The following is a 16,935-nucleotide window of genomic DNA, read 5'->3' as shown; positions in this document are numbered from 1 at the left end:
TTTACAAGGAGGAATGTCATGTCAGGTATCGAAAATGGGTAAACTAGGATGTAGACATAATGAAAGGGGTACTTATTCAATGGGAATTGTTAATCATAAAAAAACCAATCTCCACGGCATGACTGTACATACGATCGAAACCAAAAAGTATAAGACAACATCGTTCATACTTCAGGTAAAAGAACCGATCAACGAAAAGAATGTAACAAAGCGAGCTCTGCTTGCTTATGTTTTACAGAGCGGAACGAAGGATTTTCCTTCTTCAAAAGAGCTGAGAAGTGCTTTGGATGATCTTTATGGAGCTACATTGAATGCTGATCTTTCTAAAAAAGGTGAGAATCAAGTGATCAGTATTCGGATGGAGGTAGCGAACGAGAAATTTTTATCCAATTCAGAACCTGTTCTAGATAAAGCCTTCCATCTATTATCTCAAGTTCTTCTAGCCCCACCTTTAGAAGGTGATGTGTTTAAAGAGGGAATCGTAAAAAAAGAAAAGCGCAGTCTGAAACAACAGATCGAATCGATCTATGATGACAAGATGCGTTATGCAAATAAACGACTGTTAGAAGAGATGTATGACACAGAGCCATACCGGTTAAATGTGTATGGAAACGGTGATGAAGTGGATTCGATCTCATCCAAAGAACTTTTTGATTATTATCAAGAAGTGATTAGAAACGATAAGATCGATCTTTATGTGATCGGTGATATTTCAACAGATGAGATGGTTGAGAAAGTTAGTAAGCATTTTCGTTTTTCAAAAGATAGAAAAGAAGATGAGACTAAAGCGGTGAATGCTAGAGATGAAAAAAGAATCTCTGAAGTTAAAGAAATCTTTGAAGAACAGGATGTACAACAAGGAAAGCTGCACATGGGTTATCGCACGTATACCACTTATGCAGATGATGATTATTTCGCTCTACAAGTGTTTAACGGTATTTTCGGCGGTTTTTCTCATTCCAAGTTGTTCATGAACGTTCGTGAAAAAGAAAGTTTGGCTTATTATGCAGCTTCTCGGTTCGAGAGCCATAAAGGAGCTGTTTTTGTTATGAGCGGAATTGAGACTGCCAATTACGAAAAAGCTGTAAAAATCATTAAAGAACAACATGAAGAAATGAAAAAGGGTAATATCACGGACTCTGAATTTGAACAGACGAAAGCGATGATCAACAACCAAGTGTTAGAGACGATCGACCATCCGATCGGTCTATCGGAAGTACTATATCATAATGTTGTTGCAGGGACAGATCGCTCCATCGAAGAGTGGATGGAAGGAATAAAGAAAGTAACAAAAGACGATGTGGTTGCAGTAGCAAAAAAAGTAACACTTGATACGATTTTCTTCTTGAAGGGAGCTGGCACGAATGGGAATGAAAACGTTTGATCAATTAGATGAAACGCTACACTATGAAGAACTGCCGAACGGGTTAAAGGTATATGTTCTTGAAAAGAAAGGATTTAACAAGACATACGCTACGTTTACAACTCATTACGGATCGGTGGATAATCACTTTAAACCATTGGGTAAAGATGAAAATGTCAAAGTTCCTGATGGAATCGCACATTTTCTGGAGCACAAACTTTTTGAAAAAGAGCATGGAGATGTTTTTCAAGATTTTAGTAAACAAGGTGCATCTGCCAACGCGTTCACGACATTTAACAGAACCGCTTATCTGTTTTCAACAACCGGTGATGTGAAGAAGAACTTAACCACTTTGATCGACTTCGTACAAGAACCATATTTTACAGAAAAGACGGTCGAGAAAGAAAAAGGAATCATCGGTCAAGAGATCAGAATGTACGATGATAACCCGGATTGGCGCGTTTATTTTGGCCTGATAGAAAATATGTATCACCATCATCCGGTCAAGATCGATATCGCTGGAACAGAAAAATCCATCGCTAAGATTACAAAAGATGATCTTTATGAATGTTATGAGACGTTTTATCACCCTAGCAACATGATTCTTTTTATCGTAGGGCCAATAGATGCTAAAGAAATTTTGAATTTCGTTAAAGACAATCAATCACAAAAATCGTTTAAGGAAAAAGAACACATCGAAAGATTTTTTGATGAGGAGCCACAAACGGTCGCAAAATCAAAGAAAGTCATCGAGATGACGGTGCAGACGCCGAAATGCTATATGGGTTATAAAGAAGCTACTCCTAATCGCCAAGGAAAAGAGTTGATGAAACATGAACTAAGTGTCAACCTTCTTCTAGAAATGATGTTCGGGAAAAGCTCGCCGAATTATGAAACATTGTATGAAGAAGGGTTGATCGACCAGACGTTCTCTTTTGATTACACAGAAGAAAATGGATTTGGATTCAGCATGCTCGGAGGAGACACTCGTTCTCCAGATGGATTTGTTGAAAGAATCTCTGGGATGGTTGAAGCCTTTAAACAACAGTCGATCGATGAAGATTCATTTAATCGTGCTCGTAAAAAGAAGATCGGTGCTTTTTTAAGATCATTGAACTCACCGGAGTTTATTGCAAATCAGTTCACTCGCTATGCGTTCAATGAAATGGACCTTTTTGATGTGATTCCGGTTTTCGAATCACTTACAGTTCCCGATGTTGAAGAAGTCTTACAGAATCACTTTAAAAAAGAAGCAATGACCGTTTGCCAAGTTCAAAAAAAGAAGTCATAATAAATGAAAAAAAACATCCTGCTGAGGTAGGGTGTTTTTTTAGAGCAATGAGGGATTAACATTGAAAAATGCGCTTGTCACAGGAGCATCCGGAGCTATCGGGAGCGAGATCAGCCATATGTTGGCATCAAATGGTTGTGGATTATACCTTCACTACAACACCAATCTAAGTGCAGCAGAAAAGCTGCAGAAAGAATTAAAAGATAAATACGGAGTACCTGTCTTTATCGTGTCTGCTGACCTGTCCAAAGCAGAAGGACCAAAAGCATTGTTGGCTCAAATTCAAGAGCCCATCGATGTGTTCGTTTTTAATTGTGGTTCTGCTCAATTTGGTCTACTCACTGATTTTACTGAACAATCCATAACAGAGACGATGCAGTTGCACCTTTTAAGTGCGATCTCACTAACAAAAGCCATTGTTCCTAACATGATTCAGAAAAAATCAGGAAAGATCGTCATGATCTCTTCTGTTTGGGGAGAAGTAGGTGCTGCGTGTGAAACTGTATACTCTGCTGCAAAAGGCGGATTAAATACGTTTGTTAAAGCACTGTCAAAAGAATTAGCTCCTAGTCACATTCAAGTGAATGGTGTTTCTCCTGGGGTCATCTCGACGCCAATGATGGATCAGTTTTCAGACGAGGAGAAGCGTATGTTAACTGAGGACATACCTGCAGGACGTTTTGGAGAACCACGTGAAGTTGCTCATGCTGTTGAATTTTTAATGAGCGAAAAAGCAGACTATATCTCAGGTCACATCCTTTCTATAAACGGATCGTGGTTTACTTAAAAAAACATGTATAAAAAGAGTGAAACTAAGAGATATTAATGCTGTATCAACCTTGAAGGAGGAGACAGCATGTCTGTATTAGACAACTTTGGTCAATGGAAAGATTTCTTGGCAGAGCGTTTAAATCACGCGGAACACGAAGGTATGAACCACGATACGATCTCGAACTTAGCAACGGAGATCGGTGGATACTTAGCGAACCACGTTGAACCAAAAAACGAGGAAGAAAAAGTTCTTGCCGATCTTTGGAAAGTGGCTGATGAAAACGAAAGACACGCCATCGCTAACATGATGGTAAAGCTAGTTCAAAACGACGGTAGCCGCTAAATGGTGAAGGATGTTAAGAATTTTTTCTTAACATCCTTTTATTTTGCTTTCATAATAAATTGAAATCATTTATTATTAGAAACAAGAATAGATGTAGAATTTTGTTTCATTTTGAAAGAATAAGGAGATGAATTATGGGAGAGCAAGAATGGTATTTAGAGTATGAGATACATAAAAACCGGCCGGGTCTCCTAGGGGATATATCTTCCTTATTAGGTATGCTTGGAATTAACATCGTCACGATTAACGGTGTTGATAACGAGCGACGTGGAATGCTTCTGATCATTGATAACGAAGAAAAGATCAACCGGCTTCAATCGATCTTAGATTCAATGGATAACATTACAGTAACCAAGTTTCGAAAACCGAAGCTTCGCGATCGTCTCGCTGTAAGACACGGCAGATATATTGAACGCGACGCTGACGATAAGAAAACGTTTCGTTTTATTAGAGATGAACTTGGTATATTAGTTGACTTTTTAGCTGAATTATATAAAGTTGAAGGACATAAATTAATCGGCGTTAGAGGCATGCCGCGTGTGGGGAAAACTGAGAGTATCGTTGCATCCAGTGTTTGTGCGAATAAACGTTGGGTCTTTATTTCATCGACGTTATTGCGTCAGACCGTTAGGAGTATGCTAGCGGATGATGAATACGATTCTGACCACGTTTTTATTATTGATGGTGCAGTCTCAGCACGTAATATGAATGATAAGCATTGGCAGCTCATACGAGAGATCATGAGGCTTCCTGCAGCGAAAGTTGTGGAACATCCTGATCTTTTTGTTCAGCAAACGGAATATACACTTGATGATTTTGACTACATTATCGAGCTAAAAAGTCATCGTGATGAAGAAATTACATATGAAGCTCTGAAACAAGATCAAACAGGATTCGGAAATTTAGAATGACGTAAGTAGGTGGGAAGGTTGACAGAACTCGGTAAGTTATTAAAAGAAAAACGTGAAGAAAAAGGAATGTCACTCGAAGAACTTCAAACAGCGACAAAGATACAAAAACGATATCTAGTAGCGATTGAAGAAGGAAAGTATGAAGTACTTCCTGGATCGTTTTATGCTCGAGCGTTTATTAAAAATTATTGTGAAGCTGTAGGTTTGCATTATGAGACCATCTTTGATGAATATTCTCATGAGATTCCAAAATCGGCAAAAGAACCGACAACAGAGTTCGAACCCCGTTCAAAAAGAGAGAGATCCGGAGTATCAGAAGACCATTCACTTTTAAAGAGATTGATCCCAATCATACTTATTGGAATCTTAATCGTGGTTGTTCTCTTTGTCGTTTGGAAGCTTCTTCCTGATGGGAATGATCAAGCTAAAAGCGGGAATGATGCGCCAGGTGTTTTATTAGACGCAGATGAAAACAAACCACAGAAAAAAGAAGAAACAAAAAAAGACAAAGAAGATTCTACTGAAGAAAAAGATTCTGAAGCTCCAAAAGAAGAAGTGAAACAACAAACGTTAACAAAGCTTGAAACGATCGGAAAAGTAACGACTTATGATCTGAAAGATACGGATAAACTCGTTGTAGAGCTTAGCGCAAATGGTCCTAGTTACGTAGGTATTCAAGATGAGACGAAGAAAAGCTATTTCGATAACCAGATGAAAAAGGGTCAAACAGAAACTTTTGATCTATCTTCTGCAAAAGAGGTAACACTAAATATTGGCGCGTCTCATGTAACATCTATTAAGATCAATGGGGAAGCATTCACATATCCTGTCCCTGCTACTGATCTGATCCATCAAAAAATCGTGATTCGTAAGGCTCAACAATAGTTATAACAAAATTGATTTTGACCGTATTTTGGAGGAATTTCATTGAACTTACCTAATAAGATTACCATTTCTAGAATTTTTTTAATTCCACTCTTTATGATCGTTCTTTTAGGCGATTTTGATTGGGGAGTCTGGAAAATTGCTGGTGAAGAATTGCCTGTCACTCATTTTGTTGCTGCGCTGATCTTTATCTTTGCATCCAGCACCGATTGGGTTGACGGCTATTATGCACGAAAATATAATCTCGTTACGAATTTGGGGAAATTCTTGGACCCACTAGCAGACAAGCTACTCGTTTCGGCTGCACTTGTAGGATTAGTTGAACTTGGAGCTGCACCTGCATGGATGGTTATCGTTATCCTTAGCCGAGAGTTTGCTGTTACAGGCATCCGTGCTGTTGCTTCAGCAGAAGGCGAGGTCATTGCAGCAGGACAGATGGGCAAGCTGAAGATGTGGATTCAAATTATTGCGATCTCCGCGTTGTTGCTTCATAATCTTCCATTTGCATGGATCGGATTACCATTTGCAACGATCAGTCTTTGGGCAGCAACACTCATTACCTTATATTCTGGCTGGGAGTATTTCGTGAACAGCAAACATATTCTATTAAAATCAAAGTAATCCAGAATGAAGAAAAAACAGGAGCAGATAACTCCTGTTTTTTTATTAGCTGTAGTAGAAATTGCAGAAAACATGAAGAAAAGATAGAGAATCTTAGAATAGTTAAAGTTGAATGATGTGATATCAGAGAATACAATCAGGGAGCGTGTATGAGTTGAACGCAGAAATCATAGCAGTTGGCAGTGAACTTTTATTAGGACAGATCGCAAACACGAATGCTCAATTTATTTCAAAAGGACTGGCTGACATCGGAGTGAACGTCTTTTATCACTCAGTAGCAGGTGATAATCAAAACCGTCTCTCATCTGTCATTCAAACAGCTAGGACAAGATCCGATCTGATCATCTTTACTGGAGGTCTTGGACCAACAAAAGACGATCTTACTAAAGAAACAATCGCAAAACTGTTTCAGAAGGAATTGGTTCATGACGAAGCTGCGTTAGAGTATATAACCAATTATTTTGTTCAAACCAATCGAGAGATGACACCTAACAATAAGAAGCAAGCCCTCATAATAGAAGGATCTGTCGTCTTGCCAAACGATAACGGTATGGCGCCTGGAATGGCGTTTACTCATGTTAACAACACGTGTATACTCCTACCTGGACCACCTAGTGAGATGAGACCGATGTTTAACAACTATGTTATTCCTTATCTTTATTCTAAGATGGATGTACAGACTAAGTTTCATTCGCGGGTATTAAAGTTTTTTGGTATTGGAGAATCGGTCTTAGAAACGAAGCTTCAAGATTTGATTGAAAAACAAAGCAATCCTACTATTGCGCCGTTAGCATCTGAACATGAAGTTACGATTCGGCTTACTGCAGCTCACCCTTCGGAAACTGAGGCGAAGAGACTGCTAGATGAAGTAGAACAAGAGGTATTAAGTCGTACAGGTTCCTATTTTTATGGATATAACGATGAAACGCTAGAGAGTCAAACTTTCGACCTTCTTCTAAATAATCAGCTGACGATTGCTTCGGCAGAGAGCTTAACTGGAGGACTATTCAGCAAGATCATCACTGATTTTCCTGGTGCTTCTGCCGTTTTTCAGGGAGGGGTCGTTGTTTATTCAAACGCATTAAAACAATCGATGCTTAAAGTACCTCATAACTTGATCACAGATCATGGTGTTGTTAGCTCAGAATGTGCAGAGTGGATGGCAGAGGAGATTAGAAAGCAGTCAAAGACTGACATCGGCATCAGCTTTACTGGTGTTGCGGGTCCTGATGCACAAGAAGACAAGCCTGCAGGAACAGTGTTCATCGGAATTTCAATTGGGAATCAAACCTATTCTTATTCAATAAAACTTGCAGGATCAAGAAAAGGGATTCGTGAAAGAGCAGTAAAGCATGGATTTCGCTATTTAAATCAATTGGTCAAAGAAGGACAATAAAAAAATCGAATAAATGTTCGTAAAATGATTGGCAAATGAACAAAAAAGAGATATGATAGAGAAGTAGCAAGTAACAGAATTAATGAAACAAAAAATACATGTAAAATGAATTTGAGGAGTGAATTGAATGAGCGATAGAAAAGCAGCTTTAGATATGGCTCTACGCCAAATTGAAAAGCAGTTCGGTAAAGGTTCTATTATGAAATTGGGTGAACAAACCGAACAGCGAATTTCAACAGTATCCAGTGGATCGATCACTTTGGACATCGCACTTGGAATCGGTGGATATCCTCGCGGAAGAATTATCGAAGTTTACGGTCCTGAATCATCAGGTAAAACTACTGTTGCCCTTCATGCCATCGCAGAAGTTCAACGTAATGGTGGACAAGCTGCATTTATTGATGCAGAGCATGCGCTTGATCCTGAATATGCACAAAAGCTAGGCGTGAATATCGATGAGCTCTTGTTGTCTCAGCCTGATACAGGTGAACAAGCACTAGAGATCGCTGAAGCTCTTGTAAGAAGTGGAGCAGTAGATATTTTAATTATTGACTCCGTTGCTGCCCTTGTTCCTAAAGCTGAGATTGAAGGGGAAATGGGAGATTCTCACGTTGGTCTTCAAGCTCGTCTTATGTCCCAAGCACTTCGTAAACTTTCGGGTGCCATTAATAAATCGAAAACCATCGCAGTATTTATCAACCAAATTCGTGAAAAAGTTGGCGTTATGTTCGGAAACCCTGAAACGACACCAGGGGGAAGAGCGCTTAAATTCTACTCATCCGTTCGTTTGGAAGTACGTCGTGCTGAACAGTTGAAACAAGGTCAGGATGTTGTTGGTAATAAAACAAAGATTAAAGTTGTAAAAAATAAAGTTGCTCCTCCGTTTAGAACGGCTGAAGTGGATATTATGTACGGAGAAGGAATTTCATATCAAGGTGAGATTCTCGATATCGGTTCGGACATTGATATCGTTCAAAAGAGTGGTGCTTGGTATTCTTACGAAGGCGAACGTTTAGGTCAAGGACGTGAGAACTCTAAGCAATTCCTTAAAGAAAACCCTGAGATTGCATCAGCAATCGTTGCAGAGATCCGCAACTATTATCAGCTAGAAGGCAAAGCAACAGCTGAAGTAGAAGCTCCTTCAGCAGAAGAAGAGTTTGAGTTAACAGAATAGTCAAGCGTGAAGACTGGTCAAGTGCGACCGGTCTTTTTTCTTTAAACGGATCATTTTTAAGAGAATGGTTGCTTAAAACGATATATTTTCATAGCGGAGCGACGAGCAAAAGTTGGAGATGGAGGTGAACTCCTTTTCGAGTGTAACAATGTAACTACAGCAATAATAAAGAATATTGCAGGCAAAATATGCTCCTTGCTATTTTTAAGTCAACCAATTATTATAGAAGATTGACTCTCTTGACAAGCCTTTGGCACACCTATAAAATGAAGATATATTTTGATTTCTTATGAAATTAAAAGATATGTATAGAATTTGTACGACATGAATGGTGCACAGCACATGTAAGACGATTGACGCCAAAAATGCAGTATGAAAAGCAGAAAGCAAGAGGAGGTGGGAATATGCCAAGTTTAGCAGTATTCATCTCCAGTTTGCTTGTCTCACTAGGTGTCGGTGCTATTGTCGGATATCTTGTTAGGAAATCAATTGCTGAAGCGAAGATTTCAAGCGCAGAACGAGCAGCTGCGCAAATTGTTGAAGATGCAAAGCGCGATGCTGACGCCAGCAAGAAAGAAGCGCTGTTAGAAGCAAAAGATGAAATCCATAAGCTACGTACCGAAGCTGAACGCGAAATTCGCGAACGTCGAAACGAGCTTCAAAAACAAGAACATCGATTGGTTCAAAAAGAAGAGATCCTAGACAGAAAAAGTGAAACTCTTGACAAAAAAGAGGAATCTTTAGAGCGACGTGAGGAGTCTCTCACCAAAAAACAGCGACAAATTGAAGAGATTGAAAGCAAAGTGGAGGAATTGCTGAAAGAACAACAGCGAGAGCTTGAGCGCATTTCCAGCATTACCAGGGATGAAGCCCGCCAAATTATCATGACGGAAACTGAGAACGAGATGACACATGAGTTGGCTATGATGGTAAAAGAGATGGAAAACCGTGCTAAAGAAGAAGCGGACAAGAAAGCAAAAGAAATTCTTTCCCTAGCTATCCAACGCTGTGCAGCCGATCACGTAGCAGAAACTACAGTTTCTGTAGTAAACCTTCCTAACGATGAAATGAAGGGAAGAATTATTGGACGTGAAGGGCGAAACATCAGGACGTTAGAAACGTTAACTGGAATTGACTTAATTATTGATGATACTCCAGAAGCCGTTATTCTGTCTGGATTTGATCCGATCCGCCGTGAAATTGCACGGATGGCTTTGGACAAGCTTGTACAGGATGGAAGAATTCACCCTGCACGAATTGAAGAGATGGTTGAAAAATCACGTCGAGAAGTGGATGAGTATATCCGCGAAGTAGGAGAGCAGACAACGTTCGAAGTTGGTGTTCACGGACTTCATCCTGATTTGATTAAAATTCTTGGACGTTTGAAGTATCGTACAAGTTACGGTCAAAACGTACTAAAACACTCAACTGAAGTGGCTTACTTAGCTGGATTAATGGCAGCTGAAGTAGGAGAAGACGTTCATCTTGCAAGACGAGCTGGTTTGCTTCATGACATTGGTAAGGCGATTGATCATGAAGTTGAAGGCAGTCACGTTGACATTGGTGTGGAACTTGCTACGAAGTACAAGGAACACCCAGTAGTCATCAACAGCATTGCGTCTCACCACGGAGACACTGAAGCAACTTCGATCATAGCTACTCTAGTTGCGGCAGCAGATGCACTTTCTGCAGCAAGACCAGGAGCACGCCGTGAAACACTTGAAACGTATATACGCAGACTTGAAAAGTTAGAAGAGATTTCAGAATCATTTGATGGTGTTGAAAAATCTTTTGCGATACAAGCAGGCCGTGAGATACGTATCATGGTTAAACCGGATCTGATCGATGATGTAGCATCATACCGACTAGCACGTGATATTACGAAAAAGATTGAAAGTGAACTGGATTATCCAGGACACATCAAAGTTACAGTCATTCGTGAGACTCGAGCAGTTGAATACGCAAAATAAACAAACAAAGCGGTGGGAGAACAATCCCATCGCTTTTTTATATGAAGAAATTTCGTAACTAGTAGAAGGTGTGGAATTTGAGCAGGAGTAAACCGAGAATCGCTCACATAAAAAGCTGTATATGAATACAATGAATCGCAGTTTTTTTCCGAAAAAACCACATTATGGTTTGAAAGAAGTTTGTTAAGGGTACTAGAATACCGGGGTTTATTCATAGGGCAGCTGCTTTAACAAAACAACAAAATAGAGAGAGTAAGCACAATTTTGTTTCGGCAGGAATACAAGCCTTAATCAATGAATATAGTAGAACAGGTATCTATCCTGAAGGAGGTTCAAAACAATGGAAATATTAAAAGTTTCAGCAAAATCCAACCCCAACTCTGTAGCTGGTGCACTTGCTGGTGTTCTCCGGGAACGTGGAGGCGCTGAAATTCAGGCAATCGGAGCAGGTGCATTAAACCAAGCTGTTAAAGCAGTAGCTATCGCACGAGGGTTCGTAGCACCGAGCGGAGTTGACCTCATTTGTATTCCAGCATTTACAGATATCTTAATCGATGGGGAAGAAAGAACGGCCATTAAATTAATTGTTGAACCGCGCTAATTAAAGTGAAACCTGCTTGCTCGTTCGATAGAGCAAGCAGGTTTTTAGTTTTGTAGACTTATTTTCATTTTGTAAGGGATGCCGAGAATCGTAGAAGGAAATGCGGAAACAAATCTAGAATTTATACAGAACAGCATCTTAATTAAAGCGTTTTCATTTATTTACTTTTTTTGTAATAGTTTGAATTATACTAGGCGAATACTTGCATTTTTATGAAGTTAAGTCTAGAATTGTAGACGTTTAGTACATAATTTAAGTAAACGTGATAATGCGCGTTCAACACAACATGAAACCATACTAAATCAAACTATTGATTGAAAAAATTAACGTTTGGGTTACTGAAAGGGTGGAGTACATGATTGATCAACTTTCTTGGAAAGTTGGCGGACAGCAAGGTGAAGGAATTGATAGTACAGGTGAAATTTTTGCGATGGCACTCAACCGCCAAGGCTACTATCTGTATAGCTATCGACACTTTTCTTCCAGAATTAAAGGCGGTCATACCAACAATAAAATTCGTGTAAGCACGAGTGAAACCCGTTCGATCTCTGATGATCTTGATATTTTAATAGCATTCGATCAAGAAACAATTGATGTGAATGTACATGAACTTCGCGATGGAGGAGTTGTGATTGGAGATTCAAAATTCAATCCTACTGTTCCTGAGGACCTTAATGTTAGATTATATGCTGTACCATTTACAGAGATTGCAAGTGAACTTGGCACATCTCTAATGAAAAACATGGTAGCGATCGGAGCGACGAGCGCTGTTTTAGGTCTTCCTGTAGAAAGCTATTTAGAAGTTGTAGAAGAGATTTTTGCTCGTAAAGGAGCAAAAGTAGTCGAAAAGAATATGGAAGCTATCCAAAAAGGCGCTGATCGTTTCAATGAATTATCAGGTGGTCAAATTGATGGATTCCAATTAAATAAAGCGGATGGCAAGAAGAGAATGTTCATGATAGGAAACGATGCGATCGCTTTAGGATTCGTGGCAGGAGGCGTACGTTTCATGTCCGCTTATCCGATCACGCCGGCATCTGAGATCATGGAATACCTGATTAAAAAACTGCCTGAGTTTGGCGGGACTGTCATTCAAACAGAAGATGAGATTGCCGCTTGTACGATGGCGATCGGAGCGAACTATGCAGGTGTTCGTACAATTACATCATCAGCAGGACCAGGTCTATCTTTAATGATGGAAGCGTTAGGTCTATCTGGGATGACAGAAGTTCCTTTAGTTGTCGTAGATACACAGCGTGGAGGTCCATCAACAGGACTGCCTACAAAACAAGAACAATCTGATTTGATGGCGATGATCTATGGTACTCATGGTGAGATTCCAAAAGTGGTTATGGCACCAAGTACGGTTGAAGAAGCCTTCTATGATGCTGTTGAGGCGTTAAATATTGCAGAAGAATATCAGATTCCTGTTATCTTACTGACAGATCTTCAACTTTCTCTAGGGAAGCAATCGGTAGAGCCGTTAGATTATAGCCGAGTAGAGATTCGTCGCGGTAAGCTTGATCCGAAAGAAGAGCTACCTGATACGGATGATAAAGATGGGTACTTTAAGCGCTATGAAGTAACAGAAGACGGTATTTCTCCTCGTGTAATACCAGGTATGAAGAATGGTATCCACCATGTAACAGGTGTTGAGCATGATGAGACAGGAAAGCCTTCTGAAGTAGCAGCTAACCGTCAAAAGCAGATGGATAAACGTTTACGTAAACTTCAAAATCTGAGTTTTAACGTTCCGGTTGTCAAACAGGCCCCTCATGAAGAAGCAGATATCCTTTTAGTCGGGTTCAATTCAACAAGAGGAGTTATCGAAGAAGCGATCCCTCGTTTAGAAGCAGATGGATTAAAAGTCAATCATGCTCATATTAGATTGATTCATCCGTTCCCTGCCGATGAGATGAGATCAATGATCGACAAAGCAAAGAACGTAATTGTAGTCGAGAACAATGCGACAGGACAGCTGGCGAACATTTTAAAGATGAATGTTGGACAGCATGAGAAGATTAAAAACTTGTTAAAATATGATGGGAATCCTTTCTTGCCATCAGAAGTTGTCATGAAATGCAAGGAGCTGGTTTAATATGGCTACATTTAAAGATTTTCGTAACAGCATCAAACCGAACTGGTGTCCAGGATGTGGAGATTTTTCTGTACAGGCGGCTATTCAAAGAGCAGCTGCAAATGTAGGTTTAGAACCAGATAATCTAGCTGTAGTATCAGGAATCGGCTGTTCAGGACGTATTTCAGGGTATATCAAGTCTTATGGTTTTCATGGTATTCACGGCCGCTCATTGCCAATCGCACAAGGTGTTAAGATGGCAAACCGTGATCTGACTGTTATTGCTTCAGGTGGAGACGGAGATGGGTTCGCGATCGGAATGGGTCATACCGTACATGCGATCAGAAGAAACATCGATATTACTTATATTGTTATGGACAACCAGATTTATGGTTTAACAAAAGGACAAACATCACCTCGATCTGATGTTGGTTTTAAAACGAAGAGTACGCCAGAAGGATCTGTAGAGTCAGCGATCGGCGTTATGGAACTTGCTTTAACGGCTGGTGCTACGTTTGTGGCTCAAAGTTTCTCAACAGACCTAAAAGAATTAACTTCGATTATCGAAGCTGGGATCAATCATAAAGGGTTCTCGTTGATCAATGTATTCTCTCCATGTGTTACTTACAATAAAGTAAACACATATGATTGGTTTAAAGAGCATCTCGTATCCTTAGGCACGATCGAAGACTATGATTCTTCAAACCGTATGATGGCTATGCAGACATTGATGGAAAACAAAGGTCTTGTAAAAGGGATCATCTATCAAGACAAGCTAAAGCCTTCATACCAAGATCTGGCTCATGGATACAGCAAGGAAGCACTTGCGAAGGTAGACTTGAATTTACCTGAGGAAAAGTTCAATCAATTGATGTCAGAATTCATGTAAGACCGAGCCCTTCTCCTAAAATTAGGAGAGGGGTTTTTTTCTAAATAAAAAAATTTCCACAATTTTTTTTGGTATCTGCGATTGTCCACGTGAAATGGACACTGCTCTTTACCTTGTTGTTCAATCCATGTACAATTATTATGGATATGATATTTAAGGTTTTAGTGAGGGGTGTTTCTGTGCAAGGAAAAATGAAAGCAATTGTTAAGCATCATGCGGGTTATGGAGCTAGATTAGAAACAGTAGATATTCCTGAAATCAACGAGAGTGAAGTATTAATCAAAGTTAAAGCGACTTCAATCTGTGGAACAGATGTCCATATTTACACATGGGATGAGTGGTCACAGAGTCGTGTGAAAACGCCATATGTATTTGGACATGAGTTTTCAGGGGTTGTTGAAAAAGTTGGAAGCGCTGTTACGAATGTATCTGTTGGAGATCATGTATCAGCTGAAACACATATAGTCTGTCATTCTTGTCCACAATGTTTAAAAGGACAGTTTCACATCTGTAAGAACACGAAGATCATCGGTGTCGATACGCACGGGTGTTTTGCAGAGTATGTAGCAATGCCATCTGAGAACATCTGGAAAAACGATCCTAAGATGCCATTTGAACATGGATCGATTCAAGAGCCGATGGGAAATGCTGTTCATACTGTTTTAGCTGGTGATGTTGCTGGAAAAACAGTGGCTGTCATCGGATGCGGACCGATCGGTGTCATGGCGGTTAACGTTGCTAAAGCGGCGGGTGCAAGCCAGGTGATCGCTATCGATTTGAATGATTATCGTCTAGATCTTGCTAAAAAGATAGGTGCGACAGAAGTGATCAATCCAAAATCGATCGACCCTGTTGAAAGAGTAATGGAACTAACAGATGGTAATGGTGTGGATGTTGTTTGTGAGATGAGCGGTCATCCTGTTGCAATTGACCAAGGTTTTAAAATGATTACAAACGGCGGTCGCGTTTCTATTTTAAGTCTGCCTGTTAAACCTGTTGAGATCGATCTAACAAACGATGTTGTGTTTAAAGGAGTTACCGTACAAGGGATCACAGGAAGAAAAATGTATGAAACATGGCAACAAGTCTCAGGACTTTTACAGTCAGGAAGCATGCACCCAGAAGCAATCATTACTCACACACTTCCACTTGAAAAGTTTGAAGAAGGCTTTGATTTAATGATAAAGGGGAATTGCGGGAAAGTAGTACTTATTCCTTAAAATCGAAAGGGGCTTAAACACGTGATGAAAGGTTTTGAATACCTACAAGAAGAATTGGACCATATGAAAGAAGAAGGTACGTTTAGAAAGCTTGTACCACTAGAATCAGAGCAAGGTTCTAAAGTTGTGATCAACGGAAAAGAAGTGATTCAGCTTTCTTCCAACAATTACTTAGGACTTACAAGTCACCCTAAAATGAAAGAAGCAGCCCTACAAGCTGTAGAAGAATTTGGCGTTGGTACGGGCTCTGTGCGTACGATTGCTGGAACTCTTTCCATGCATGAAGAATTTGAAAAAAAATTAGCTGAATTCAAACACACAGAAGCATGTCTTGTCTTCCAATCTGGTTTTTCAACGAACCAAGGAATTCTTTCTGCTATATTAACAGATCAAGACGTCGTTATTTCTGATGAGTTAAACCATGCATCGATTATTGATGGTATTCGTTTAACGAAAGCAAAAAGAAGAATCTACAAGCACGTTGATCTAGAAGATTTAGAAGCGGCTTTAAAAGAGACACAACAGTTTAGAAAAAGAATCGTCGTAACAGACGGGGTTTTCTCTATGGATGGAAACATTGCACCACTTCCTGGAATCGTAGAATTAGCTGAGAAGTACGATGCACTCGTAATGGTAGACGATGCTCATGCGAGTGGTGTACTAGGAACGAACGGTCGCGGTACGATCGATCATTTTAACTTAAACGGTCGTGTTCACATTCAAGTAGGAACATTAAGTAAAGCAATTGGTGTGCTAGGTGGCTATATTGCGAGTACGCAAACGTTAAGAGACTACCTGATTCATAAAGGTCGTCCGTTCTTGTTTAGCACATCACATCCGCCAGCAGTAATCGCAGCAAGTTCAGCGGCGATCGACGTTTTAGAAGAAGAGCCAGAACATATGGAAAGACTATGGGAGAACACGAAGTTCTTTAAAGCGGGATTAAAAGAACTAGGATTCAATACAGGAGTTAGTGAGACACCTATCACACCAGTTTTAGTAGGTGATGATGCCCTTGCACACAAACTTTCAGATACTTTATTGAAGTATGGTGTATTCGCTCAAGGTATCGCTTTCCCAACAGTAGCTAAAGGAAAAGCTCGCGTAAGAACAATCGTAACAGCTCAGCATACGAAAGAAGAACTACAAGCTGCGTTAGATGCATTTGAAAAAGCAGGAAAAGAATTAAATATCATTTAAATACGTGTAAAGTTGACTTTAAAGGCGCATCAGGAAGCTTTTGGAGTCAACTTTTTTATTGACCCTATCAAACGGCTTCTTTTGAAAACCATAATTTTATTATGTAAACTAAAACGATTACAAGTTTAACTATAATCCAATTTTTGATATAATGTTACAGTTGGATGAAAAACTAGATTTAAGATGAACGGATTACCAAGCAGTAAAGGCAATAAGGAGTGAA

Annotated in this window: 15 protein-coding genes; all 15 read left to right on the top strand. The window is 39.7% G+C overall.

Annotated elements, in window-relative coordinates; translation table 11 throughout:
• The first annotated feature begins 79 nt into the window (after positions 1-79).
• The 15 genes from yfmF to IHV11_RS08850 all read left to right on the top strand — a co-directional run bounded on the left by yfmF (position 80) and on the right by IHV11_RS08850 (position 16,712).
• The gene (yfmF, locus tag IHV11_RS08920; RefSeq protein ID WP_231620215.1) at positions 80-1,384 is read left to right on the top strand and encodes an EF-P 5-aminopentanol modification-associated protein YfmF; all 1,305 of its coding nucleotides are present in this window, start codon (positions 80-82) and stop codon (positions 1,382-1,384) included.
• Entirely contained in the window at positions 1,365-2,654 is a 1,290-nt protein-coding gene (gene yfmH / locus IHV11_RS08915) for an EF-P 5-aminopentanol modification-associated protein YfmH (RefSeq protein WP_197194405.1), read from the top strand. The genes yfmF and yfmH overlap by 20 nt, the downstream gene beginning before the upstream one ends.
• Before the next feature lie 61 nt (positions 2,655-2,715).
• Positions 2,716-3,441, top strand: a complete 726-nt coding sequence (ymfI, locus tag IHV11_RS08910; RefSeq protein WP_197194404.1) for an elongation factor P 5-aminopentanone reductase — start codon at positions 2,716-2,718, stop codon at positions 3,439-3,441.
• A 69-nt stretch (positions 3,442-3,510) separates the two neighbouring features.
• Positions 3,511-3,768 (top strand): DUF3243 domain-containing protein, encoded by a 258-nt coding sequence (locus tag IHV11_RS08905; protein WP_066393818.1) that lies wholly within the window; start codon positions 3,511-3,513, stop codon positions 3,766-3,768.
• Positions 3,769-3,902: 134 nt separating this feature from the next.
• Positions 3,903-4,679, top strand: a complete 777-nt coding sequence (locus tag IHV11_RS08900; RefSeq protein ID WP_066393823.1) for a DUF3388 domain-containing protein — start codon at positions 3,903-3,905, stop codon at positions 4,677-4,679.
• An 18-nt stretch (positions 4,680-4,697) separates the two neighbouring features.
• Positions 4,698-5,564, top strand: a complete 867-nt coding sequence (locus IHV11_RS08895; protein ID WP_197127775.1) for a helix-turn-helix domain-containing protein — start codon at positions 4,698-4,700, stop codon at positions 5,562-5,564.
• Positions 5,565-5,606: 42 nt separating this feature from the next.
• Positions 5,607-6,185 (top strand): CDP-diacylglycerol--glycerol-3-phosphate 3-phosphatidyltransferase, encoded by a 579-nt coding sequence (pgsA, locus tag IHV11_RS08890; RefSeq protein ID WP_066393829.1) that lies wholly within the window; start codon positions 5,607-5,609, stop codon positions 6,183-6,185.
• 154 nt (positions 6,186-6,339) lie between these two features.
• On the top strand, positions 6,340-7,581 hold the full coding sequence (locus tag IHV11_RS08885; protein ID WP_197194403.1) for a competence/damage-inducible protein A: 1,242 nt from the start codon (positions 6,340-6,342) through the stop codon (positions 7,579-7,581).
• Positions 7,582-7,708: 127 nt separating this feature from the next.
• The gene (gene recA / locus IHV11_RS08880) at positions 7,709-8,755 is read left to right on the top strand and encodes a recombinase RecA (protein WP_197127777.1); all 1,047 of its coding nucleotides are present in this window, start codon (positions 7,709-7,711) and stop codon (positions 8,753-8,755) included.
• Positions 8,756-9,159: 404 nt separating this feature from the next.
• On the top strand, positions 9,160-10,725 hold the full coding sequence (gene rny, locus IHV11_RS08875) for a ribonuclease Y (protein WP_197127778.1): 1,566 nt from the start codon (positions 9,160-9,162) through the stop codon (positions 10,723-10,725).
• A gap of 340 nt (positions 10,726-11,065) precedes the next feature.
• A complete protein-coding gene (spoVS, locus tag IHV11_RS08870; protein WP_010193268.1) occupies positions 11,066-11,326 on the top strand; it encodes a stage V sporulation protein SpoVS in 261 nt (86 codons plus the stop codon).
• Between the two features lie 355 nt (positions 11,327-11,681).
• Positions 11,682-13,424, top strand: a complete 1,743-nt coding sequence (locus IHV11_RS08865) for a 2-oxoacid:acceptor oxidoreductase subunit alpha (protein WP_197194402.1) — start codon at positions 11,682-11,684, stop codon at positions 13,422-13,424.
• Position 13,425: 1 nt separating this feature from the next.
• Positions 13,426-14,292: a 2-oxoacid:ferredoxin oxidoreductase subunit beta gene (locus tag IHV11_RS08860; protein ID WP_197194401.1), complete on the top strand. Its 867-nt coding sequence runs from the start codon at positions 13,426-13,428 to the stop codon at positions 14,290-14,292.
• A gap of 179 nt (positions 14,293-14,471) precedes the next feature.
• The gene (gene tdh / locus IHV11_RS08855) at positions 14,472-15,512 is read left to right on the top strand and encodes an L-threonine 3-dehydrogenase (RefSeq protein ID WP_370568645.1); all 1,041 of its coding nucleotides are present in this window, start codon (positions 14,472-14,474) and stop codon (positions 15,510-15,512) included.
• A 24-nt stretch (positions 15,513-15,536) separates the two neighbouring features.
• Positions 15,537-16,712 carry a glycine C-acetyltransferase gene (locus IHV11_RS08850; protein ID WP_197194963.1) on the top strand — a complete coding sequence of 392 codons (1,176 nt, stop codon included), beginning with the start codon at positions 15,537-15,539 and terminating at the stop codon, positions 16,710-16,712.
• The last annotated feature ends 223 nt before the right edge of the window (positions 16,713-16,935 follow it).

This window comes from Fictibacillus sp. 26RED30 (assembly GCF_015903845.1).
In the GTDB taxonomy this organism is placed as follows: domain Bacteria; phylum Bacillota; class Bacilli; order Bacillales; family Fictibacillaceae; genus Fictibacillus; species Fictibacillus phosphorivorans.
This window is presented reverse-complemented; position numbering and strand designations above follow the sequence as displayed.